Genomic DNA, 18,511 nt, shown 5'->3' on the forward strand with positions numbered 1-18,511 from the left:
CGGACCCGGTCGGCGGTGGGCGGCAGGCCGTGGGCGGGTCAGCGAATCCGGCCGACGGCGGCGAACATGTTGGTCTGTTCGACGCCGACCGGCTGCTCGCCGTCGGCCGGGCGCCAGTGCTGCATCGGTACCACGCCCGGCTCGACGAGATCGCAGCGCTCGGCGAACAGGGCGGCCAGTTCGTCGCGGGTGCGCAGGTACATCGGTATGCCCCGGCGGGTGTACACCTCGGCCAACGCGGTGGAGCCGACCGCCAGGTCCGCCGTCGCCGCCGTGATCGCCAGGTAGCTGCCCGGGGCGAGAGGTGCCGTCAGCTTGTCGATCAGCCCGGCGGCATCCTCGACGAACTGCAGCATCGCGATCACCGTCACCCCCACCGGCCGATCGAGGTCCAGGGTCTCGCGCAACTCGGGCGTCGAGAACAACCGGTCGGCGTCGCGCATGTCGGCCTCGACATAGGCGGTGCGGCCCTGCGGCGCACTGGAGAGCAGGGCGCGGGCGTGGACCAGCACGATCGGGTCGTTGTCGACGTACACCACGTGCGACTCGGGCGCGGTGTCCTGCACGACCTCGTGCAGATTCGGCGAGGTGGGGATGCCGGTACCGATGTCGAGGAACTGGCGGATGCCGCCCTCGGTGACCAGCCAGTGCGCCATCCGCCGCATCACCGCCCGGTTGACCCGCATGCTCGTCCACAACTCGGGCCACACCTTCAGGGCTTCCTCGGCCGCCTCGCGGTCGGCGAGGTAGTTGTCCTTGCCGCCCAGGACGTAGTCGTACATCCGAGCCGAGTGTGGAACCGTCGTGTCCACCTGAACCATCGTCGGTCACTCCTGTCTTCCCGCCGGTGACGCGCTGGGATCGGTTCGCGTCCTGGCCTGCATCCATGGAACGTATAAGCGGGTTCGGGATCGGACAACCGGGCGGGCACATTCGTCCTCTTTGCCCGTGCCATGCGATCGCGGGCGGGAGCGGGGACGTGGGCCCGGGGCTCAGCCGGCCGGGGCGGCTGCTGCGGCGGGTGGTGGGGGTATCAGGGCGTCGATTGCGGAGGCGACCGCTTCGGGGGCGGAAATCATCGGCAGATGGCGGGACTTGGGGATCAGGGTCGGTGGCGGTGCGCCGATCCGGGTCGCGGTGGCGACGGGGGTGTCGTCGTCGAAGACGTCGTCGTTCGCGCCGAAGACCACCGACTTGGGCAACCGCAGGTCGTGCAACAGGGCCAACCGCCGGGCGGAGATGCCGAGTACGCCCTCGCCGAGCATGTCCCACAACGCGCCCTCGGCGCCCGCCACCCGAAAGGGCCGCCGCCATTCCTCGACACCGGCCCGGTCGAGTCGGGGACACTCGGGGCCGCACTGCGCGCCGTACACCTTGCGGATCAACCAGTCGGTGCCGAGCCCGATCCGCAGCAGGCTGGTGCGAAACGGATCGATCAGCAGGTACCTCAACGCGGCCGGGGGCCCGGCGCCGGTGTCGAGTGCGTCACCGTCCAGGAGCATGACGCCGCCGATGCGCTCCGGCGCGCGCAGCGTGGCCTCGGCGACCATCGCCGCGCCGCTGGAATGCCCCACCAGCAATGGTCGTTCGTCGGGGCCGCCCAGGTGCATGGCGTCGAGGAAGCCCAGGAGTTGGCGGGTCAGGTGGTCGACCGTGTACGGCCCGCGCCGTTGGCTGTATCCGTAGCCGGTGAGGTCGAGGGCGTAGACCCGATGATTGCGCGCCAGCAACGGAGCCAGCCGCGACCACGTGTCGACCGACTCGAAGGCCCCGTGCACCAGGACCACCGGCGATCCGGAGGTGCCCCAGGTCTGGTAGCGGGTGCGGACGTCGGCCGCCTGTACGTAGGTCAGCCCCGCCGGGGGATCGGCGCGGTCGTCGGTGAAGGCGTTGTAGCCGAACGACGCGACGGTCACGGCAACCAGCGTGACGGCACAGGTCAACGCGATCCGGCGGGTCCAGCGGCGCAACCGGGACCGGGGCGGCCGGTCGGGGACGGGCGTCGCGGCTTCCCGGCCCGCGCCGGCGTCGCCGCCCCCGCCTTCGTCGGCGACCGCGACGCCGGTGTCGGCGGCTCCGGCCCCTGCGTCGACATCGGCCCCGGCCTCGGCGGCACGGCCGGCTTCCGCATGGCCGTCGCCACTCGCATCCTCGCCCCTGCTGCGGTCGTTGCCGGTCTTGTCGTGCGTTGCCGCGTGGTCCACAGCGTGCGCCCCGTCGGTGGAGGGAAGCGCCCGCCCTCTCCGGATCGGGCACCCCGCGTGGTCGATTCCTTACCCGGACAACTCTCGCCCGCAGGCCATCGTCCCCGCGTCCGACCCGAGGAGGCTTTCCGCAGCCTCCACGGGAGGCAGGACGACTGCGCACGCATGCTTCCCGGGAAGTACACGAAGCAAGCGATGGAGGCGAGCGAGGCGGTGGTGGCGATGCGGGCGATGGGGGCGAAGCGCGTGCAGGAGGCGCCGCGAGCACGCGAAGTGGGCATGGAAAGAGCGGGTTTCGGCCGACAACAGGCGTGATTGCAGGGCTTGTCCGGACCCGGGGATCGCCCTACGGTGACGGGCGGGCCGGTGTGGGGTCGGCCCGGGTCCGCCGCCCGAACACGTGGGCGAAGCCGCTTTGTTCGTGTCCGCGACCGAAAGAAGCAGGTGACTCGTGCGCACTTCCCGTCGCATCGCCGCAACCCTCGGCACGTCGGCCGTGATCCTGGCCGGTTTCGCCACCGCCCCCACCGCCCACGCCACTCCATCCGCGTGCGTGGCCTACCTCGCCGTGGCGGGATACGACTCGATGATCGGCGGCACCGCCTGCGGCTACGGCGGCAACGGTCCGGCCGGCGTATCGGCCTGCCGAACCCTGCTCACCGGCACCGAGGGCGTGCCCGTCACCATCGCCGAACGGGCCTGCGCATACGCCGCGGCGTGAGGCGGGCCGGTTTGCTCGCCCACCGCCCGCCCGGCCCGCAGCCGCGTCGCCGGCCCGCGCACGGTCACCGCGGGTCCCCCGATCGCGGCACGATCACCAGCGGCCCGGGCGCGTGGTGGATCAGACCGTGGGTGACCGAGCCGAGGAGCATGCCGCGGAAGCCGCCCACCCCGCGCGAGCCGACCACCAGGCACAGCGCGTCCTGGGCGGCGTCGGCCAGGCCGCGGACCCGGTGGCCGAGGATCGTCACCCGCTCCACCGGTACGTCCGGGTACTTCTCGCCCCACCCGGCGAGCGTCTCGCCCAGGCGGATCAGCGCCTCGTCGACCTCGGACTCGCTGCCGAACGCGGCGACCATGTTCGGCGTCGGCGGGCGTACCAGAACGGCCCGCAGGCCCGCGCCGCGCAACGAGGCGGTCTCGAACGCGTAGCCGACGGCGGGCTCGGAGCCGGCCGATCCGTCGACCCCGACCACCACCGTCGGCGGCACACCCGCGGCGGGTTCGGGTCCGCGCACCACCGCCACCGGGCACGGCGCGTGCGCACTCACCGGAATCGCGATGCTGCCCGTGGTGAACAGTTCGGTCAGCGCCGACAACCGGCGCGAGCCGAGCACGAGCATGGCGGCTTCGGGGGCCTGGGCACGCAGGACGTCCACCGGGCGGCCCTCGACCGTCGCCATGCTCACCGACAACCCCGGTCGGCCGGTGACCGCCACGGTCCTGGCCCGCTCCAACAGCGCGTCGTGGGCCTCCCGGCGCCGCTCGGCCCAACTCAGGCGCGGGACGGTGGCCCCGGCGCCGGCCTCGTGATAGGTGTCGACCGACCAGTCGAAGGCGTGTGCGGTGTTCAATCGACCGTCGTGCCGGGCGGCCTGATACGTGGCCTCCACTCCGGCCGGCTCGGCCGGCCATTCCGACGCGTGTACCAGCCGCAGCGCCAACCCGTGTCGTACGGCCTCGTCCGCGGCCCAGTCGACGGCGAGCAGGCCCGCCGCCGAATTCTCCACTCCGACCACCACGGGCCGGCGTCCGGTTGTCATGACAGCTCCCGATCACCCTGGGGAACCCGCCTCGAATGCGGTGCTGCCTTCCACTGTCCCTCCGTGCGCGCCCGCGTGCCGGCACGGCGGGCACCGTGACCGCGCTCGCTCAGGACCCCGGATCCTCCTCGGGCCGCGCGGTGAACGGTGCCGAGGCGTCGATCTCGGCGGACAGCAGCGGCCGTTCGAAGACGGTACGCAACACGATCGTGGTGCCGGTGCCGCGGATCACCGGGACCGACCGGATGCGGTCGAGGGTTTCCGCCAGGTCGGCCGTGGAGGCCACCCGGACCTTGATCCAGAAGCAGTCCTCGCCCGCGACCTCGTGTGCCTCCAGTACGGCCGGCTCGCGTCGGATCGCCGCCTCCACCTGGTCTCGGGCCACCTTTCCGGCATCGAAGCGCAAGGCGATGAACGCGGCGGTGCCGGCCTCGACCGCCTCGGGCGCGAAGGCCGCGTGGTAGCCGGTGATCACCCCGTCCCGCTCCAGCCGCTGGAGACGATCGCGGACCGCCGGTTCGGACAGGTCCACCGACTTGGCGAGCGCGCGCACCGTGCGCCGTCCGTCGTTGCTCAGCGCGCGAAGCAGCGTCCGGTCGATGTCGTCCAGTGGCCGTGTCATCGAATCCCCTTGTTTCTGCGAATGAGTGGGACCTACTCTAAAAAAGGCTATCAGCCGCTTCTACTTAACTTACTGAGGTATGGGGATCGCCTTGTCTCCTCTAATGAGGGATCGACTGTTGCCGTGGGCCGCGCTCGTGACCGTCTGGATCCTGTGGGGTTCGACGTATCTGGGCATTCGGTACGCGATCGAGACGATCCCGCCGCTGCTCGCGGCCGGCGCCAGGTTCCTGATCGCGGGGCTGCTGATGTTCGCGGTCGTCGGCCCCCGGCACGCGCGAGGTGCCCAGCGACCGACCTGGCCGCACCTGCGCTCGGCGGCGATCATCGGCGGTCTGCTCCTGGTCGGCGGCAACGGCCTGGTGAGCCTGGGCGAACAACACCTCGACTCGGGGTTCGCCGCGCTGATCGTGGCCACGGTGCCGGTGTGGATGGTGCTGATCAACGCGCTGGTGACCCGGACCCGCGTGTCGGGCGCGGTCCTGCTCGCACTGCTCCTGGGCACCGTCGGGATCGGTGTCCTGGTCGGCGGCCCGGGCGGCGACGTACACGCGGGCGGCACCGTGATGGTCCTGATCGCGTGCGTGTTGTGGGCGGCCGGCTCGGTGTACGCGCGGACCGCGCCGCTGCCCAGGCACCCGCTCGTGGTCGCCTCGCTGGAGATGATCACCGCCGGCGTGGCCCTGCTCGTCCTGGCCGCGCTGCGCGGCGAGTTCGGCCGGCTGCACGTGGCCGAGATCTCGACCGCCTCGTGGCTCGGCCTGACCTGGCTGGTGTTCGCGGGTTCGATCGTCGCGTTCAGCGCGTACCTCTACGTCAACACCGTGTTGCCCAACGACACGGTGGCGACCTACGCGTACGTCAACCCGGTGATCGCGGTGTTGCTCGGCGCCGCGATCGCGGGCGAGTCGGTGGGCCCGAACGTCTACCTCGGCGGCCTGATCATCGTCGGGTCGGTGGCCCTGATCGTCGCCACCCGCTCCCGCGCCGCCGAACCGACGTCGCGGCCGGCCGTGGGCGGGGAGGGCCGGGAGAGCCGGGAGGGCGATGCGCCTGTGGTCGACATCCCGAAACCGGCCGAGGGGACTCCGAAGGCCGAGCCGGCCAGGTAGGCGGGGCGGGCACCGGCGGAATTTCGGTTGAGACCGGCCGGGCGGCCGATTAGCGTGGCCGGTCATGACGAAGACCCCCGACACGGCGGACTGGCGCGCGTTCAATCAGGCCAATTGGGACGAGCGGGTCCCGATCCACACCGCGAGCGAGTTCTACGACGTGGCCGGTTTCGTTGCCGGCAAGGACGCCCTGCGCGACTTCGAACTCGCCGAGGTGGGCGACGTCGCGGGTCGGACACTGCTCCACCTCCAGTGCCACATCGGTCTGGACACCCTGTCCTGGGCCCGCCGCGGCGCCACCGTCACCGGCCTGGACTTCTCCGAGCCGGCCGTGGCCGCCGCGAGCGACCTCGCCGCGCGGATCGGGGTCGACACGGCCCGATTCGTCACCTCCGACGTGTACGACGCCGTCGACACTCTCGAAGGCCGGACCTTCGACATCGTCTACACCGGTCTGGGCGCGCTGTGTTGGCTCCCGGACGTGGAACGCTGGGCCCGTACGGTGGCCGCGCTGGTGGCCCCGGGCGGCTTCATGTACCTGGCCGAGTTCCACCCGTTCGCCGACGTCCTGGCCGAGGACGGCCGCACCGTCGAACTGGACTACTTCCGCCGCGACGCGCTGGTGTGGGACGAGCCGGGCACCTATGCCGACCTGGCCGCGCCGACCTCCGCGAACGTCACGGTCGAGTGGCAACACGGCATCGGCGACGTGGTCAGCGCGCTGACGGCGGCCGGGCTGCGCCTGGAGTTCCTGCACGAACACGCCTTCTCCCTCTTCGCTCGTTTTCCGATCCTGGAGCAGGAGCACGGGATCCATCGCTTCCCCGCAGGTCACCCGCGGGTGCCGCTGATCTACTCGTTGCGCGCGACCAAGGCGTAGGTCGGCGCGGATCGGGGTCGGTGGCGGCGCGGTGAACGCCGACACCCCGCCCGCCCGCTCGGCACCGCGACCCGCCCGCCCCGCACCCGGCTCCTGCCACCCATGCCCCATCAACCGCCTCGGGGCCCACCCGGTCACGCCGACTCGGCGCGGGCGGCCCGCTTCGAGGTACAAAGGGCCGCGTGGAAGCCGGTTGGGAGTGGGACGAGAGCCTGTTCGCGGGCACGGCCGAGTACTACGAACGTGGGCGCCTTCCGTACGCGCCCGGCCTGGCCGACGCCCTCACCGAGGCGTTGACGCTCGACGGGCGTGGGCGGCTGATCGACGTGGGATGTGGTCCCGGCACGGTCGCCCTGGGTCTGGCACACGTGTTCGGCGAGATCGTCGGCGTGGATCCGGACAGCGGGATGATCGCCCGGGCCGGCTGCGGTGCCGCCGCGCGGGGCGTCGCCGGGAAGACCCGCTGGGTGCGAGCGCGGGCCGAGGAACTGCCCGCCGGACTCGGCGTGTTCACGGTCGCGACCTTCGCGCAGTCGTTCCACTGGATGGAGCGCGACCGGGTGGCGGCCGCGATCCGGGAGATGCTCACGCCGGGCGGGGCGCTGGTGCACATCTGCGACCTGAAGTCCGAACCACGCACCGTCGACGGCCTGCCGCATCCGGCGGTGCCCCGGGCGGCGGTGGACGAGCTGGTCGAGCACTACCTGGGGCCGATCCGGCGGGCCGGCCGCGGATTGCTGCGGGAGGGAACACCCGGCGGTGAGGCGCAGGTGTTCGCCCGCGCGGGCTTCGTCCCGGATCGGCGCCTGGTCGTTCCCGGCGGGCAGGAACTCGAACGCACCTGTGCGGATGTGGTCGCCCGGGTGTTCTCGATGTCGTTCTCGGCCCCGCACCTGTTCGGTGCCCGGCGCGACGACTTCGAGGCGGACCTGCGTCGGCTCCTGCGGCAGGCGTCCGCGTCGGGGCGGTTCTCCGAACGGCAGCCGAGCACCGAGGTCCTCGTCTGGCGGAAGGCGCCGCCCACCCGGGTGCGGTGAACGATCCGAGCGGAGCGGGGAACCGGGGCGGGGGAGCGTGCGTCGCATCGGCATGATCGAGACGGGTGCGGCAAGGACGAGGCGGCGGCGGGCCTGGTGGGTCGTGGTCGCGATGGTGGTCGCGATCGGGATCGCCGTCGGGGTGATCGAGGCTCGGGACACGCCGGCCCGGGCGGTTGTCGCGCCGGTGCCCGGGGTGCGGATCGACGTGCGGACCCTGACCGTGGGTTCCGTTTCGGCCGTGCACGGCCTGTATGTCGCGCGCACCCCCCAGGAGGACCGGGTGATCCTGTCCCACCTCACGCCGGGCCGCCCGGCCGCCGCGGAGCCCGGGGTGGACTTCGCCCGCAGCGCCGTGGTGAGCATTTCGATGGGCACCAGGTGTGCCGAGACGAAGAGCGCGCGACTGTATCTGGACGGCTCCGCGTTGGCCCTGGACCTGGAAACCGGTCCGGAGCAGCGCGAGTGTTTCGACGAGATGCCGCTGGTGGCGCGCTTCGAGGTGCCGCGCGACAAGCTGCCGGCCCAACCGCACTTCCAGGGCCGGAAGCCGCGCGATCCGGGGACCGGACTGCTGGTCGCCCAGCGGGTCTTCGACACACCGACGCAGTCGCCGCCCCCGGGGGTGCGCTCGCGGGAGCTGGCCGATGCGGCGGAACTGTCGCGCTGGAGCGCGGAGTTGGGTCTGCCTCGGGACGCGGTGCCGGTGCTGCCGCCGCGCACCCGGGACCGGCGCTTCGCGTTCGCGGTGCCGTACTGCCGCACGCCCGCCGCGGCGGTCGAGGTCGGGACGCGGGTCGACGTCGGCCCGGACGGCGTGCCGGCGCCGACCCTGTCCGAGCCGCCTCGGGGCGCCGCTGCGTGCCGGTCGGCCGCGACGATGCTGGTGGTGTACGACGTGCCGGTTCGGTGAGCCGGTTGTGGGGTTCGTCGGTGTTGTCGGTGCTTTGTGGGTTTTCGATCAGGGTGAACGGGCTTTGGGCGCAAGGGAATTCCCATGCGATTCGCAAGTTCGTCGCGGCGCCGGGCGCCGTCCGACCGGTAGGTTGTTCGCCGTAGCAGCAGGCGGATCGAGTCCCTTGCTCCGCCTGGAGAACGCGAAAAGGCGGATTCGATGCGGAGTACCGGCAGAACAAGACGCGGGTTCGTGGCTGCGGCGGTGAGCCTCCTGCTGGGGGCGACCGCGGCGGTCGTGTTACCCGGATCGGCCCAGGCGCTGATCACCGATCCCGACGCGCCGATCACGGTGACGGACGCGAGCACCTTCGGGCTCGCCTTCGACGGCTCCGCCCGACAGCAGGTGGTCGCGGCCGAGCAGAGCTACGCCCAACTCGCGCCGGTCGCCCTGACCACGTGGCTCGGGCGCACCCCGAACGTCGGTGCCCGGCTGGCCGATTGCAAGACCGCGGTGCCCATGTCCGGTGCGGACGGCTTCTGTTGGACCCCGGGCAGCTCGGACGAGACGTCGTGGCGCTACGTACCCCAGGGGCTGGCCACGTCGGGCGAGAGTTCGCCCGCGACCGGACTGTGGAACGGGCGCCGCATCGTCGCGGTCGCCTGGGCGGCCTCCTACGATCACCCGACCCAGCCGAACTCGCGGATGCGGGTCTCCTTCACCGACGTCACGGATCCCGCGCACCCGACCTACCGCAGCGCGTTGTTGGCGACCCCCACCGGCGCCGGCGGCGGCTTCCAGCCGATGGAGGGCCACGCCGACACGCTCGCCTGGTACGGGGGCAATCTGCTCGTCTTCGCGCAGAGCGAGGTGCGCGTCTTCGACCTGAACCACCTGTGGTCCACCACCGTGCGCGGCACGGCCGTCGGGGTCGCCGCGAACGGATCGGTCTCCGCCGACCTGCAGGAAGGCGTGTTGCCCCAGGTCGCCCGATACACCTATCGGGGCGGGACCTGCGGCGAGAACGCCGACCAGACGCCGTGCTTCGCGAGTGGTTCCATCGATCACAGCGGCGCGACACCGGCGTTGGTCACCCTGGAGCGCACCCTCGATGTGCAAAGCCGCGCGGTGCGCTGGCCGCTGGATCCGGTGACGTCGCTGTTCAAGCAGGACGCGTCCGGCGCGGTCCGGGCCGAGGCCGCCTACAACGTGCCGTTCGGCAAATCGGCCGGCGTCGCGATGCGCGCGGGACAGTTCGTGGTCACCGGCGGTTGCCCGAACGAGGCCGACGCCTTCGGTGAACCGAACTGCATCTACCGGGGCAGCGTGGGCCGGCCCCTGTCGCTCTGGGCACAGACCCCGGCGGGGATCGAGAACGTCTCCTTCGACCCGTCCACCGGACAACTGTGGATCGCGAACGAATCGCCCTACCGAGCCGGCGAGGCGCAGCCCCGGATGACCGGTCGGGTGGTCTACCACGTGCCCTTCCCGACGCCCTACTGCGACGGCGCCGGGCGCACCTACCCCGGCGGTGCCAACGGCCTTCCGGACGGGGCGCGGGCGGTGCTCGGGGGCGACTTCGACGGGGACGGCTGCGCCGACATGGGCGTCGTGCAGAGCTTCCCGGGCGGCCGGATCGGCCTGTACCGCTCCTCGGGGCGACCCGACGGCAGCTTCGACCGGCCGGTGCTCGGCTGGGAATCGGGGCCGGGCGGTTGGTGGTTCGGCAGCGCCAAGTACGTGTCCGGCGACTTCAACGGCGACGGGAAGGCGGACATCGCCGGCTTCTACGGCTACGCGGACGGCAGCGTGCAACTGCACACGGCGTTGTCCACGGGGGCGGGATTCGCCCAGCCGCACGAGAGTTGGGGTGTCCCGGCGGGCAACTGGGACTACAACAAGGTGGTCCTGCTGAGCGGCGACTTCAACGGCGACGGTCGCACCGACGTCGGCGCGGTCTACGGCTACGACGACGGCCGGATCGGGCTGTTCACCTTCACGGCGAACGCCGCCGGCGACTTCGCGGCACCGCAACTCGGCTGGATGGCCGCACCGGGTGGCTGGTGGTTCAACAGCGCGAAGTACGTGGCCGGTGACTTCAACGGCGACGGGAAGGCGGACATCGCCGGGTTCTACGGCTACTCCAACGGCGGAGTGCAGTGGCACACGGCGTTCTCCACCGGCACCGGCTTCGAGCAGCCGGCGGAAGGCTGGTCGGCGGGTCCGGGCGCGTGGGAGTTCAACCGAGTGCGGTTGACCAGCGGGGACTTCGACGGCGACGGGCGGGCGGACGTGGCGGCGATGTACGACTACGGCTCGTCCTCCGACGTGCACACGTTCACCCCGGGCGCCAATGGGCGCTTCACCGCACCGAGGCGGACCTACTCCCTCCCGGGCGGCTCGGGCTTCGCGAACGCCGGATTCGCCGCGGGCGACGTCAACGGCGACCACCGCGCGGACGTGTTCGCGCTACACCCCGACAACACCCAGGTCGACACCACCTACACCACCTTGGGTGAACCCGACGCCGACCTCACCTATGCCTACCGAGGCTGGACCGGCTGATCCATCCCGGGCCGCGCGCCCCACGACCACGGGGGTGCGCGGCCCGGTCACCGGTCGGCCCGGCCAGGTGGCACGGTTTCGGGCGGCCGTCAACGTCCGGCGTTGCGGCGGTGGCGGCTGTCGTGGGTGGGGCCGGGGCTTCCCGGAGTGTGGCGGGGGCGGAGGATGGGGCGTATGTCCGAGGTTCTGACTTATTCCGATGTCGGTGCGACTTTGCGTGATGGCGTGTCGTTGCCGTCCGGATATCACCATGTCGAGCGGCGGGTGCGGGTGGGCGAGGGGGCGGAGGTCTTTCGGCGGGTGGCGGACGGCGTGCTGGGGTGGGAGGTGTCGCGTGGGGCGGGTCTGGATGTGCGGGCGGACGCGGTCCGGGCCGCGGTGGGGGTCGAGGTGACGTCGACGTTGCGGCTGGGGCCGGTGCGGTTCGCCGCGCCGTGTCGGGTGGTCGGGGTACTCGACGAAGCCGACCGGGCCGGCTTTGCCTACGGCACGCTGCGGGGGCACCCCGAGTCGGGCGAGGAGGCGTTCGTGGTCGAGCGCGGCCCCGACGACGTCGTGTGGTTCACCATCCGCGCGTTCAGCCGGCCCGGCACGTGGTGGTCGTACCTGGGCGGCCCGGTCACCCGCGCGATCCAGCACCGGGTGACCACCCGCTACCTCGCCGCCGGCCGCCGGCTCGCGGACGGGGCGTGAGCTTGTCGGGATTGCTCGTCGCGTCACCGATGAGTTCCGGACGTGGCCGGCGTCTAATGCGGTGACGGGTTCACCCCCGCGGTTCCCCGCGGGGGTTCGGCCACCGCAAGATTCACCTGGAGAGCGTCATGAGGAAGATCACCGCCGGCCTGTTCGTCTCCCTGGACGGCGTCGTGGAGGCGCCCGACCAGTGGCATTTCCCGTACTTCGACGACGCGATGGGCGCGGCCGTCGGCGCGATGTTCGACGCGGCCGACACCGTGTTGCTCGGCCGCAAGACCTACGACAGCTTCGCGGGCGCGTGGCCGGAGCGCGAGGCGGCCGGCGGCGAGGACGCGGGCTTCGCGAAGGCGCTCGGCGACGTCCGCAAGGTGGTCGTCTCGCGGCAGCGACTCGCCTTCACGTGGCGCAACTCGGAGCAACTCGACGGCGACCTGGTGGCGGCCGTCACCGCGCTGAAGAACGAGCCGGGCGCGGACATCACGGTGAGCGGCTCGGTCTCGATCGTGCGCCGACTGCTGGCCACCGGTCTCCTGGACGAGTTGCACCTGCTGGTCCACCCGATCGCGGTGCGCAAGGGTATGCGCCTGTTCGACGAGGGCGACGCCTCGATCCCGCTGCGGCTGATCTCGTCCGAGGCGTTCCCGACCGGGGTGCTGCACCTGGTCTACGGCCCGACCCAGGCGCCGGGCAGCGCCGACTACGACGACGCCAAGCCGCATATCGCCCGACCCGCGCAGTAGTACGCGAGCACGGGTACAGGCGTCGGGTCGACGCCTGTACCCGTGCGGTCGGATGCGGGAGCTGCCGCTGGTCGCGGTCAGGGCTTGCTTACCCCCAGGGTGTAGCTGCCGGAGCCGCTGTAGGCGAGCACGATGTAGCGGTATCGCCCAGCGGTGCCGTTGTAGGAGATCGTCTCGTCGGCCTCGGGAGTGGTGCCTTCGGCCACCTTGGTCCAGGCGGAGCCGTTCCACTTCTGCAGGGTGAGGTCGAAGTCCGCGCCGGCCGGGCCGGTCAGGCAACCGGTGTGTGTGCCGGACGCGGTGGTCTCGTAGTACGAGTTGTTCGGCTGGATTGCCTGCGCGCCCGAGCCGAGCGTGCCGGAGTAGGTGTTCTGGGCGCCCGCGCAACCGGTGGGCGGCGTGCCGCCGTCGGTGACCAGGGTCAGACCGTAGGTCTGCAGGATCTCGGTGACCGGCTGGTGGTAGGTCTCACCGCCGGAGGAGCAGTTCCCGGAGCCGCCCGAGGTGACCCCCTGGGCCTGGCTGCCCGAGATGAACGACCCGCCCGAGTCGCCCGGTTCGGCGCACACGGTGGTGCGGGTGACGCCGGTGACGGTTCCCTGCGGGTAGGTCACGGACGTGTTGTGCTGTTGGATCGTGCCGCAGTGCCACCCCGTCGTGGAGCCGGAGCGGCAGATCGAGGAACCGGCCGGGGCCTGGGTGGATCCGGCGACCGGTACCGTGCCCGGGTAGCGGTTGACCAGCCCGCGCGGGGTCCAGTTGGCATTGGTGGCGACCCACGCGTAGTCGTTGCCGGGGAAGGACGACCCCTGGAACGTACCCTGCGCCGCGCCGTTCCCGGTGGTCGTGGCGCCGGCCCGGCCGCAGTGGCCGGCGGTGACGAAGCCGCCCTGGGTGCCGCGGGTGATCGGGAAGCCGATCGAGCAGCGGGTGTTGCCGTTGATGTTGTAGGCGTCGCCACCGCGCAGGTCGGCCAGCGCGCGCGGTTGCACGGTGGAGGGCACGATCTCGACGCCGGCCGCGTCGACTCCACTGGACACGACGAACGCCCGGGTACGGGCGGTGTCGTGGGACTGGAGAACGACCTTGTTGGTGGCGACGTCGACGTACCACAGCGGGGTGTCCACCGGGCTTCGACGCAGCGCGGAGCGGTCGAGCGCCTCGCGGATCCGGTCGAGGTCGGCCAGCGAGTGCGGGACCACGCGGGCGATGGCGCCGTTCGCCTCGATGGCTCGGACGTCGCGCCGGTCGGTGGTGGCGATGACGAACTGCGCGCTGTCGCCGCTGAGCCAGGCGCCGGCCCAGTGTGCGCCGAGGCGTGCGCGCAGCACCGGCTCCCGGATCGCGGCCCGATATTCGTTGGCCAGACGGGTCTTGGCCGTGTCGGCGGTGAGGCCGAGGTCGCGTTGCAGTGCTTCGACGAGGCCCTCGGGGACGGCGGGGGCGGGGTCGACGGGAACGACGAGGGCGTCGTCGGCGGGTGGGGGAGTGGGGTCGGTTCCGGAGGCGGAGGCGGTGCCGGCGAGGGTCAGGACAGTGAGCACGGCGGCACAGGACGCGGCCGCGACACGCTTGAGGCGCATGGGGACTCCTGTCGGTGGGGACGACAGAAACGTATCTTCGAGCGATCAGACGAGGTACCTGTCAACAACCCCCTGTCGCCGTGTTATGGCCGGGCGTGCGGCGGTTCGGCGCGGTGCTCGTACGCGACGCCGTCGAGAGGTCGACTGCCGTGTCGGCAAAGGGGATTGACGCCACGTCAGGTGCGCGCGGGGCGAGCGTCGGCGGGGTGGATGACATGGTGTCAGTTCGCCGTACCGTAGCCGCGGCCGTCGTGCCGGGCGAGCCAGTCCGAGTAGCGCGGCGCGTTCCGTACCGCCGCCGCGTGTGCCGCGCGCACCTGGGCGGTCACCAGGGCCGCCGTGTGCGCGGCGGGCGCGTGCGGGTGCCAGCCGATCAGATGTCGCCACGACAGCGGTACGCCGGCCAGCGGGGTGCGGACGATGCCCGGCGTCGGCGGCATCGTCGCCCGGCACAGGCCGACCGCCCGGCCGACCTGGGCGAGATACACGCACGAGGCCACGTCCGTCTCGTAGATCGCCTTCGGCGCGAAGCCCGCCCGGGCACACGCGGTGGAGAAGCAGTCGCCGAAGCAACCTTCGCCGGGCACCACCGCCCACGTCTCACCGGCCAGCGCGGCGAGGTCCACCTCCGGCTCGCCGGCGAGCGGGTGATCGTGCGCCAGCATCAGGAAGACCGGATCCGTGCCGACCTCACGCCACGCGAGGCCGCCGTCGGACGCCGGGCGGCTCTCGCCGCACGCGCCCAGCAGTACGAAATCCAGCCGCCCGGTCGCCACCATGGCGGCCAACTCCCGGTTGGACCAAGAGATGTGCGTGGTGACCGCATCGGCGCTGTGTTCCTCGGCGAGGCGGTCGACCAGGCCGCCGAGCAGCGGCCCGTGCGTGCCGCCGAGCCGGAACCTGGGGGACACCTCGCCCCGATTGGCGAACCGGACCGCCTCCTCCTGGAGTTGTCGTGCCGCGGGCAACAGCACCCGGGCCCGATCCAGGACCAACTCGCCCAGCGGAGTCAACGTCACACCCTCCCGGCCGCGCTCGAACAGGGCGCCGCCCAAAGCCTTTTCGATGCGTTTGAGCTGGGTACTGAGCGCGGGCTGAGCCAGGCCCAGCACGGCGGAGGCGCGGGTCAGACTGCCCGCATCCGCGATCGCCCGAATGGTGCGCAGATGGCGTAATTCCATGTCCATGCCCGGCAAGGTACGGGCGAGCGGGGGCGGCTACAAGGTGCCGGCCCGCAGTTCCCCGGGGTGGCTCGGGGAGTTCGTCGGCCGGGACCTCTCGCGCGTTCGTTGCGGCCGACCGTCGGTCGGGGGGTGGACGGGGTCCGGCGTGTCGTGTGGTCGGCGGGCCGATGGAGATCGACTACCGTCGGAGCGACGGGATTTCGCCGGCCCGAGCGAGTGCCCGGGTGTACTTCGGGTTGCCTCGGGTCGAGGCACGCTCGGTGGGCATGGCAGTCCCGGCCGTGAACGTCCTGAAATCATGGGAGAAATGCCTTGCGACGCATCCTGGTGACACGTGCTGCCGCAGCAACCGCCTTACTGACATTGGTCGTTACCGTCGGACCCGCGACCGGGGTGTCGGCCGCCGAGACCGCCGCGACCACCCGATCGGGCAGTGCGACGACGCTGCCCGAGCCGGATCTGGCGGGACTGCGCGAGGTGTTGACCCGTACGCTCGCCGCGGGCGCTCCCGGGGCGATGACCCGGATCGACGACGGCCGCACCGTCCACCGCCAGACGGCCGGCGTGCGCGACACCACCTCCGGCGCGGGCATGGACACGAACGCCCGCTTCCGCATCGGCAGCGTGACCAAGACCTTCTCGACCGTGGTGCTCATGCAACTGGTCGGCTCGGGCGCGGTCGACCTGGACGCGCCCGTGGATCGGTACCTGCCGGGCGTGTTGCCGGACGCTCGGATCACCGTGCGCCATCTGCTGACGCACAAGAGCGGGCTGTGGGACTACTCGAACGACATGTTCGCCCGGACCGTCCCCGGGTTCGAGGCGGTCCGCAACAAGGTGTTCGGCCTGCGCGAACTGATCGACCTGTCCACCGCACATCCCGCGACGGCGGTGCCCGGAACCACCTACCAGTACTCCAACACCAACTTCGTCGTCGTCGGCGCCCTGATCGAAAAGGTGACCGGACGCTCGGTGCGGCAGGAGTACGAACGACGCATCATCCGTCCCCTGCACCTGCGGGACACCATGTACGTACACCCGGAGACCACCATCCCCGGGAAGAGCATCCACGGCTACCTCACCCCGGACGAGGCGGGGGCGCCGTTGGTCGACTCGACCGAACAGACCGTCTCCTGGGCCCAGTCGGCCGGGGCGATGATCTCCAGCCCGGCCGACCTGGACCGATTCGTGTCCGCGCTGCTCGGGGGTCGACTGCTGCGCGCCGACCTGCTGGACCGGATGCTGGAGATGACGCCCAGCGACTCCTCGGGCGTCCGCTTCTACGGATTGGGCCTGCGCCGACGGGACCTCTCCTGCGGCATCTCGGTCTATGGGCACACCGGCACCATGCAGGGCTACTACACCTACGCGTTCACCACGCGGGACGGCCGCCGCAGCGTCACCTCGATGGCCAACGCCAGCAACAACGGCACCGTGAACACGGTCCTGGGCGACACCCTGGAATCGGCGTTCTGCGGCACGGCGTCCAAGCCGCGTGTGTCGACCGCCGCCGCTTTGCCGCCCGAGGACGAGGTCGGGGCCGCGCGCGCGGGGTGACGGGTGCGGGCGCTCGGGCCCTCGCCCCGAGGCAGGGGCGGTTCGCGCCGCGGGCCGTCGACGGCCGGCCTTCGATCGAGCGATGGGCGATGTGGCCCGGCCGGCCGTCGCGGGCGGCGTGTCGACGAACGTCTCCGCGCACGTTCCCGGTGCGGCACTACACTGCCCGCATGGTCGCGGTGAGGGCACCCCGAGGGCCCGTGGTGTTTCGCAGCACCCGGTTGTACGCAAGGCAGTTCGAGGAAGGCGACGCGCCGGCGGCGTTCGCGATGTGGGCCGACCCGGCGGTGACGCGCTTCACCGGGGACGAGTCGCCCGCCGACCTCGCGGTGATAGCGCAGGACATCCCGCGCTGGCGCGCGGTGAGCGGGCACGGCGTCGGGTGCGGTTTCTGGGCGGTTCTCGTCGAGACGGGTGAAGCCGGGGCGGAGACCTTCGTCGGGGACGTGTTCGTCCGACCGTTTCGCGATCGGGTCGACGAGTACGAGATCGGCTGGCACCTGGCGGCCGCCCATTGGCGCAAGGGCTACGCGACCGAGATCGCCAAGGCGGCGATCTCCTACGCGCACGCCCACCGCCTGCCACGACTGGTCGCGTTGATCGACCCGGCCAACACCGCGTCGTTGCGCGTCGCCGAGAAGGCGGGAATGCGCTTCGAGGGATTGTCCGACCGCTACGACCCGGAAGACGGCGAGGTCGCGGTGTACATCGGCGAGGGCCCCGCCGTCGGCCACTGAGCCGGATGGCCCGTACACGCCGATGGCGTCGGGTGGTTCGTCGCCGTCGGCAGGCGGGGAGGGTGTTGCCGGTGCGGATTTCGCCGGAGCGCGATCGTGGACCGGGGCGCGGCCGAGCCCTGGTGGGGGTGCTTGTGCTCCTGCTGCTCGCCGGTTGCACCGCGTCGGGCGAGAGGACCGACGGCACCGACGCGGACGTCAGCGGACCCCCGAACCGGCACGGCTTCGTGATCCGCTTCGAACAACCCGCCGACGCGGATCGAGGCAATGCCGCCTTTCTGCGCGACCGCAAGGTGCTGGAGGTGGCCGCCGGACGCCTCGACGCCTTCGTCGACCTCGATCATCAGGTACTCGTCGTCGGCCGATCGTGCGCGGGAGAAGGATCCGAATACGATCCGGAAGCCGAGCGCATCGTGATCTGTTACGACCAGATCGCCGAGGAACGCGAACTCTTCGAGCGCGCCGGACACCGCCCGGCCGACGACGAGGTGGTCGCCGTCCTGGTGGAGACCCTCTACCACGAGGCCGCCCACCACCTCGTCGACGTCCTGCGGCTCTCGGTGACCGAGCGGGCCGAGGAGGATGCCGCGGATCGCTTCGCCGCCCTGCTGCTGCTGCGCCAAGGCGCGGACGGGGAACGGCAGTTGCGGATGGCCGCCCGGGAGTACGAACTCGCCGCGGCCGCCGACGCCGGAGGCGGCGGAGACGACGGGAAGGACGAACACTCCCCGGATCTTGTCCGCGCCGCCAATCACCTGTGCTACCTGCACGGATCCGCGCCCGGCCGAGAACTCGATCCGGCGAGCGCCCGCCTGCTGCCCCGAGCACGGGCCGAGGGATGCGCGACCGAGTGGGCGCGGGCACGCGACGCCTGGCTGAAGGACCTGGCTCCGATCCTGCGAAAGCCGTGACGAAGCGGAGCCGCGGCGTTTTCGCA

General features: G+C 71.8%; 17 protein-coding genes. 11 read left to right on the forward strand and 6 right to left on the reverse strand.

What is annotated here, in order from left to right; genetic code table 11:
* Window positions 1-38 precede the first annotated feature (38 nt).
* Both ACH4U8_RS40505 and ACH4U8_RS40510 read right to left on the reverse strand, forming a co-directional pair.
* A complete protein-coding gene (locus tag ACH4U8_RS40505) occupies window positions 39-821 on the reverse strand; it encodes an SAM-dependent methyltransferase (protein ID WP_360312248.1) in 783 nt (260 codons plus the stop codon).
* Window positions 822-992: 171 nt separating this feature from the next.
* Entirely contained in the window at window positions 993-2,204 is a 1,212-nt protein-coding gene (locus tag ACH4U8_RS40510) for an alpha/beta fold hydrolase (protein WP_395783165.1), read from the reverse strand.
* A 451-nt stretch (window positions 2,205-2,655) separates the two neighbouring features.
* On the opposite strand from ACH4U8_RS40510, the gene ACH4U8_RS40515 reads away from it, so the two are divergent.
* Window positions 2,656-2,925 carry a hypothetical protein gene (locus tag ACH4U8_RS40515; protein ID WP_360312244.1) on the forward strand — a complete coding sequence of 90 codons (270 nt, stop codon included), beginning with the start codon at window positions 2,656-2,658 and terminating at the stop codon, window positions 2,923-2,925.
* A gap of 64 nt (window positions 2,926-2,989) precedes the next feature.
* Here ACH4U8_RS40515 and ACH4U8_RS40520 read toward each other — a convergent pair whose 3' ends face one another.
* Both ACH4U8_RS40520 and ACH4U8_RS40525 read right to left on the reverse strand, forming a co-directional pair.
* Window positions 2,990-3,967, reverse strand: coding sequence for a universal stress protein (locus ACH4U8_RS40520; protein ID WP_360312242.1), 978 nt, complete (start codon window positions 3,965-3,967; stop codon window positions 2,990-2,992).
* A gap of 109 nt (window positions 3,968-4,076) precedes the next feature.
* A complete protein-coding gene (locus ACH4U8_RS40525; RefSeq protein ID WP_395783167.1) occupies window positions 4,077-4,589 on the reverse strand; it encodes an Lrp/AsnC family transcriptional regulator in 513 nt (170 codons plus the stop codon).
* A gap of 103 nt (window positions 4,590-4,692) precedes the next feature.
* Between ACH4U8_RS40525 and ACH4U8_RS40530 the strand changes: the two genes are divergently transcribed.
* The 7 genes from ACH4U8_RS40530 to ACH4U8_RS40560 all read left to right on the forward strand — a co-directional run bounded on the left by ACH4U8_RS40530 (window position 4,693) and on the right by ACH4U8_RS40560 (window position 12,513).
* A complete protein-coding gene (locus tag ACH4U8_RS40530; RefSeq protein WP_360312238.1) occupies window positions 4,693-5,700 on the forward strand; it encodes an EamA family transporter in 1,008 nt (335 codons plus the stop codon).
* A 64-nt stretch (window positions 5,701-5,764) separates the two neighbouring features.
* Window positions 5,765-6,580: a class I SAM-dependent methyltransferase gene (locus tag ACH4U8_RS40535; RefSeq protein ID WP_395783169.1), complete on the forward strand. Its 816-nt coding sequence runs from the start codon at window positions 5,765-5,767 to the stop codon at window positions 6,578-6,580.
* A 182-nt stretch (window positions 6,581-6,762) separates the two neighbouring features.
* Window positions 6,763-7,617 (forward strand): class I SAM-dependent methyltransferase, encoded by an 855-nt coding sequence (locus tag ACH4U8_RS40540; RefSeq protein ID WP_395783171.1) that lies wholly within the window; start codon window positions 6,763-6,765, stop codon window positions 7,615-7,617.
* A gap of 52 nt (window positions 7,618-7,669) precedes the next feature.
* Window positions 7,670-8,530 (forward strand): hypothetical protein, encoded by an 861-nt coding sequence (locus ACH4U8_RS40545; protein ID WP_395783173.1) that lies wholly within the window; start codon window positions 7,670-7,672, stop codon window positions 8,528-8,530.
* Window positions 8,531-8,776: 246 nt separating this feature from the next.
* Entirely contained in the window at window positions 8,777-11,077 is a 2,301-nt protein-coding gene (locus ACH4U8_RS40550) for an FG-GAP repeat domain-containing protein (RefSeq protein WP_395783175.1), read from the forward strand.
* Between the two features lie 174 nt (window positions 11,078-11,251).
* Window positions 11,252-11,770, forward strand: coding sequence for a DUF1990 family protein (locus ACH4U8_RS40555; protein ID WP_379989768.1), 519 nt, complete (start codon window positions 11,252-11,254; stop codon window positions 11,768-11,770).
* A gap of 128 nt (window positions 11,771-11,898) precedes the next feature.
* Window positions 11,899-12,513, forward strand: coding sequence for a dihydrofolate reductase family protein (locus ACH4U8_RS40560; protein ID WP_395783177.1), 615 nt, complete (start codon window positions 11,899-11,901; stop codon window positions 12,511-12,513).
* Window positions 12,514-12,590: 77 nt separating this feature from the next.
* On the opposite strand, the gene ACH4U8_RS40565 is transcribed toward ACH4U8_RS40560, so the two are convergent.
* Together ACH4U8_RS40565 and ACH4U8_RS40570 are read right to left on the reverse strand one after the other, a co-directional pair.
* The gene (locus ACH4U8_RS40565; RefSeq protein WP_395783179.1) at window positions 12,591-14,096 is read right to left on the reverse strand and encodes a S1 family peptidase; all 1,506 of its coding nucleotides are present in this window, start codon (window positions 14,094-14,096) and stop codon (window positions 12,591-12,593) included.
* Window positions 14,097-14,317: 221 nt separating this feature from the next.
* Window positions 14,318-15,283, reverse strand: coding sequence for a LysR family transcriptional regulator (locus ACH4U8_RS40570; RefSeq protein WP_395783181.1), 966 nt, complete (start codon window positions 15,281-15,283; stop codon window positions 14,318-14,320).
* Window positions 15,284-15,643: 360 nt separating this feature from the next.
* Here ACH4U8_RS40570 and ACH4U8_RS40575 point away from each other — a divergent pair, with 360 nt between their 5' ends.
* The 3 genes from ACH4U8_RS40575 to ACH4U8_RS40585 all read left to right on the forward strand — a co-directional run bounded on the left by ACH4U8_RS40575 (window position 15,644) and on the right by ACH4U8_RS40585 (window position 18,485).
* Window positions 15,644-16,837 carry a serine hydrolase domain-containing protein gene (locus ACH4U8_RS40575; protein ID WP_395783183.1) on the forward strand — a complete coding sequence of 398 codons (1,194 nt, stop codon included), beginning with the start codon at window positions 15,644-15,646 and terminating at the stop codon, window positions 16,835-16,837.
* Window positions 16,838-17,007: 170 nt separating this feature from the next.
* The gene (locus ACH4U8_RS40580; RefSeq protein ID WP_360312220.1) at window positions 17,008-17,574 is read left to right on the forward strand and encodes a GNAT family N-acetyltransferase; all 567 of its coding nucleotides are present in this window, start codon (window positions 17,008-17,010) and stop codon (window positions 17,572-17,574) included.
* A 71-nt stretch (window positions 17,575-17,645) separates the two neighbouring features.
* Window positions 17,646-18,485, forward strand: coding sequence for a DUF4344 domain-containing metallopeptidase (locus ACH4U8_RS40585; RefSeq protein ID WP_395783185.1), 840 nt, complete (start codon window positions 17,646-17,648; stop codon window positions 18,483-18,485).
* Window positions 18,486-18,511 lie beyond the last annotated feature (26 nt).

It is taken from the genome of Embleya sp. NPDC020886 (assembly GCF_044333915.1).
Lineage (GTDB): Bacteria > Actinomycetota > Actinomycetes > Streptomycetales > Streptomycetaceae > Embleya.

Coding starts and splice junctions, on each gene's coding strand:
- ACH4U8_RS40530 (WP_360312238.1), top strand. CDS start 4,693: ATGAGGGATCGACTGTTGCCGTGGGCCGCGCTCGTGACCGTCTGGATC.
- ACH4U8_RS40525 (WP_395783167.1), bottom strand. CDS start 4,589: ATGACACGGCCACTGGACGACATCGACCGGACGCTGCTTCGCGCGCTG.
- ACH4U8_RS40505 (WP_360312248.1), bottom strand. CDS start 821: ATGGTTCAGGTGGACACGACGGTTCCACACTCGGCTCGGATGTACGAC.
- ACH4U8_RS40545 (WP_395783173.1), top strand. CDS start 7,670: ATGATCGAGACGGGTGCGGCAAGGACGAGGCGGCGGCGGGCCTGGTGG.
- ACH4U8_RS40565 (WP_395783179.1), bottom strand. CDS start 14,096: ATGCGCCTCAAGCGTGTCGCGGCCGCGTCCTGTGCCGCCGTGCTCACT.
- ACH4U8_RS40555 (WP_379989768.1), top strand. CDS start 11,252: ATGTCCGAGGTTCTGACTTATTCCGATGTCGGTGCGACTTTGCGTGAT.
- ACH4U8_RS40520 (WP_360312242.1), bottom strand. CDS start 3,967: ATGACAACCGGACGCCGGCCCGTGGTGGTCGGAGTGGAGAATTCGGCG.
- ACH4U8_RS40560 (WP_395783177.1), top strand. CDS start 11,899: ATGAGGAAGATCACCGCCGGCCTGTTCGTCTCCCTGGACGGCGTCGTG.
- ACH4U8_RS40570 (WP_395783181.1), bottom strand. CDS start 15,283: ATGGACATGGAATTACGCCATCTGCGCACCATTCGGGCGATCGCGGAT.
- ACH4U8_RS40535 (WP_395783169.1), top strand. CDS start 5,765: ATGACGAAGACCCCCGACACGGCGGACTGGCGCGCGTTCAATCAGGCC.
- ACH4U8_RS40580 (WP_360312220.1), top strand. CDS start 17,008: ATGGTCGCGGTGAGGGCACCCCGAGGGCCCGTGGTGTTTCGCAGCACC.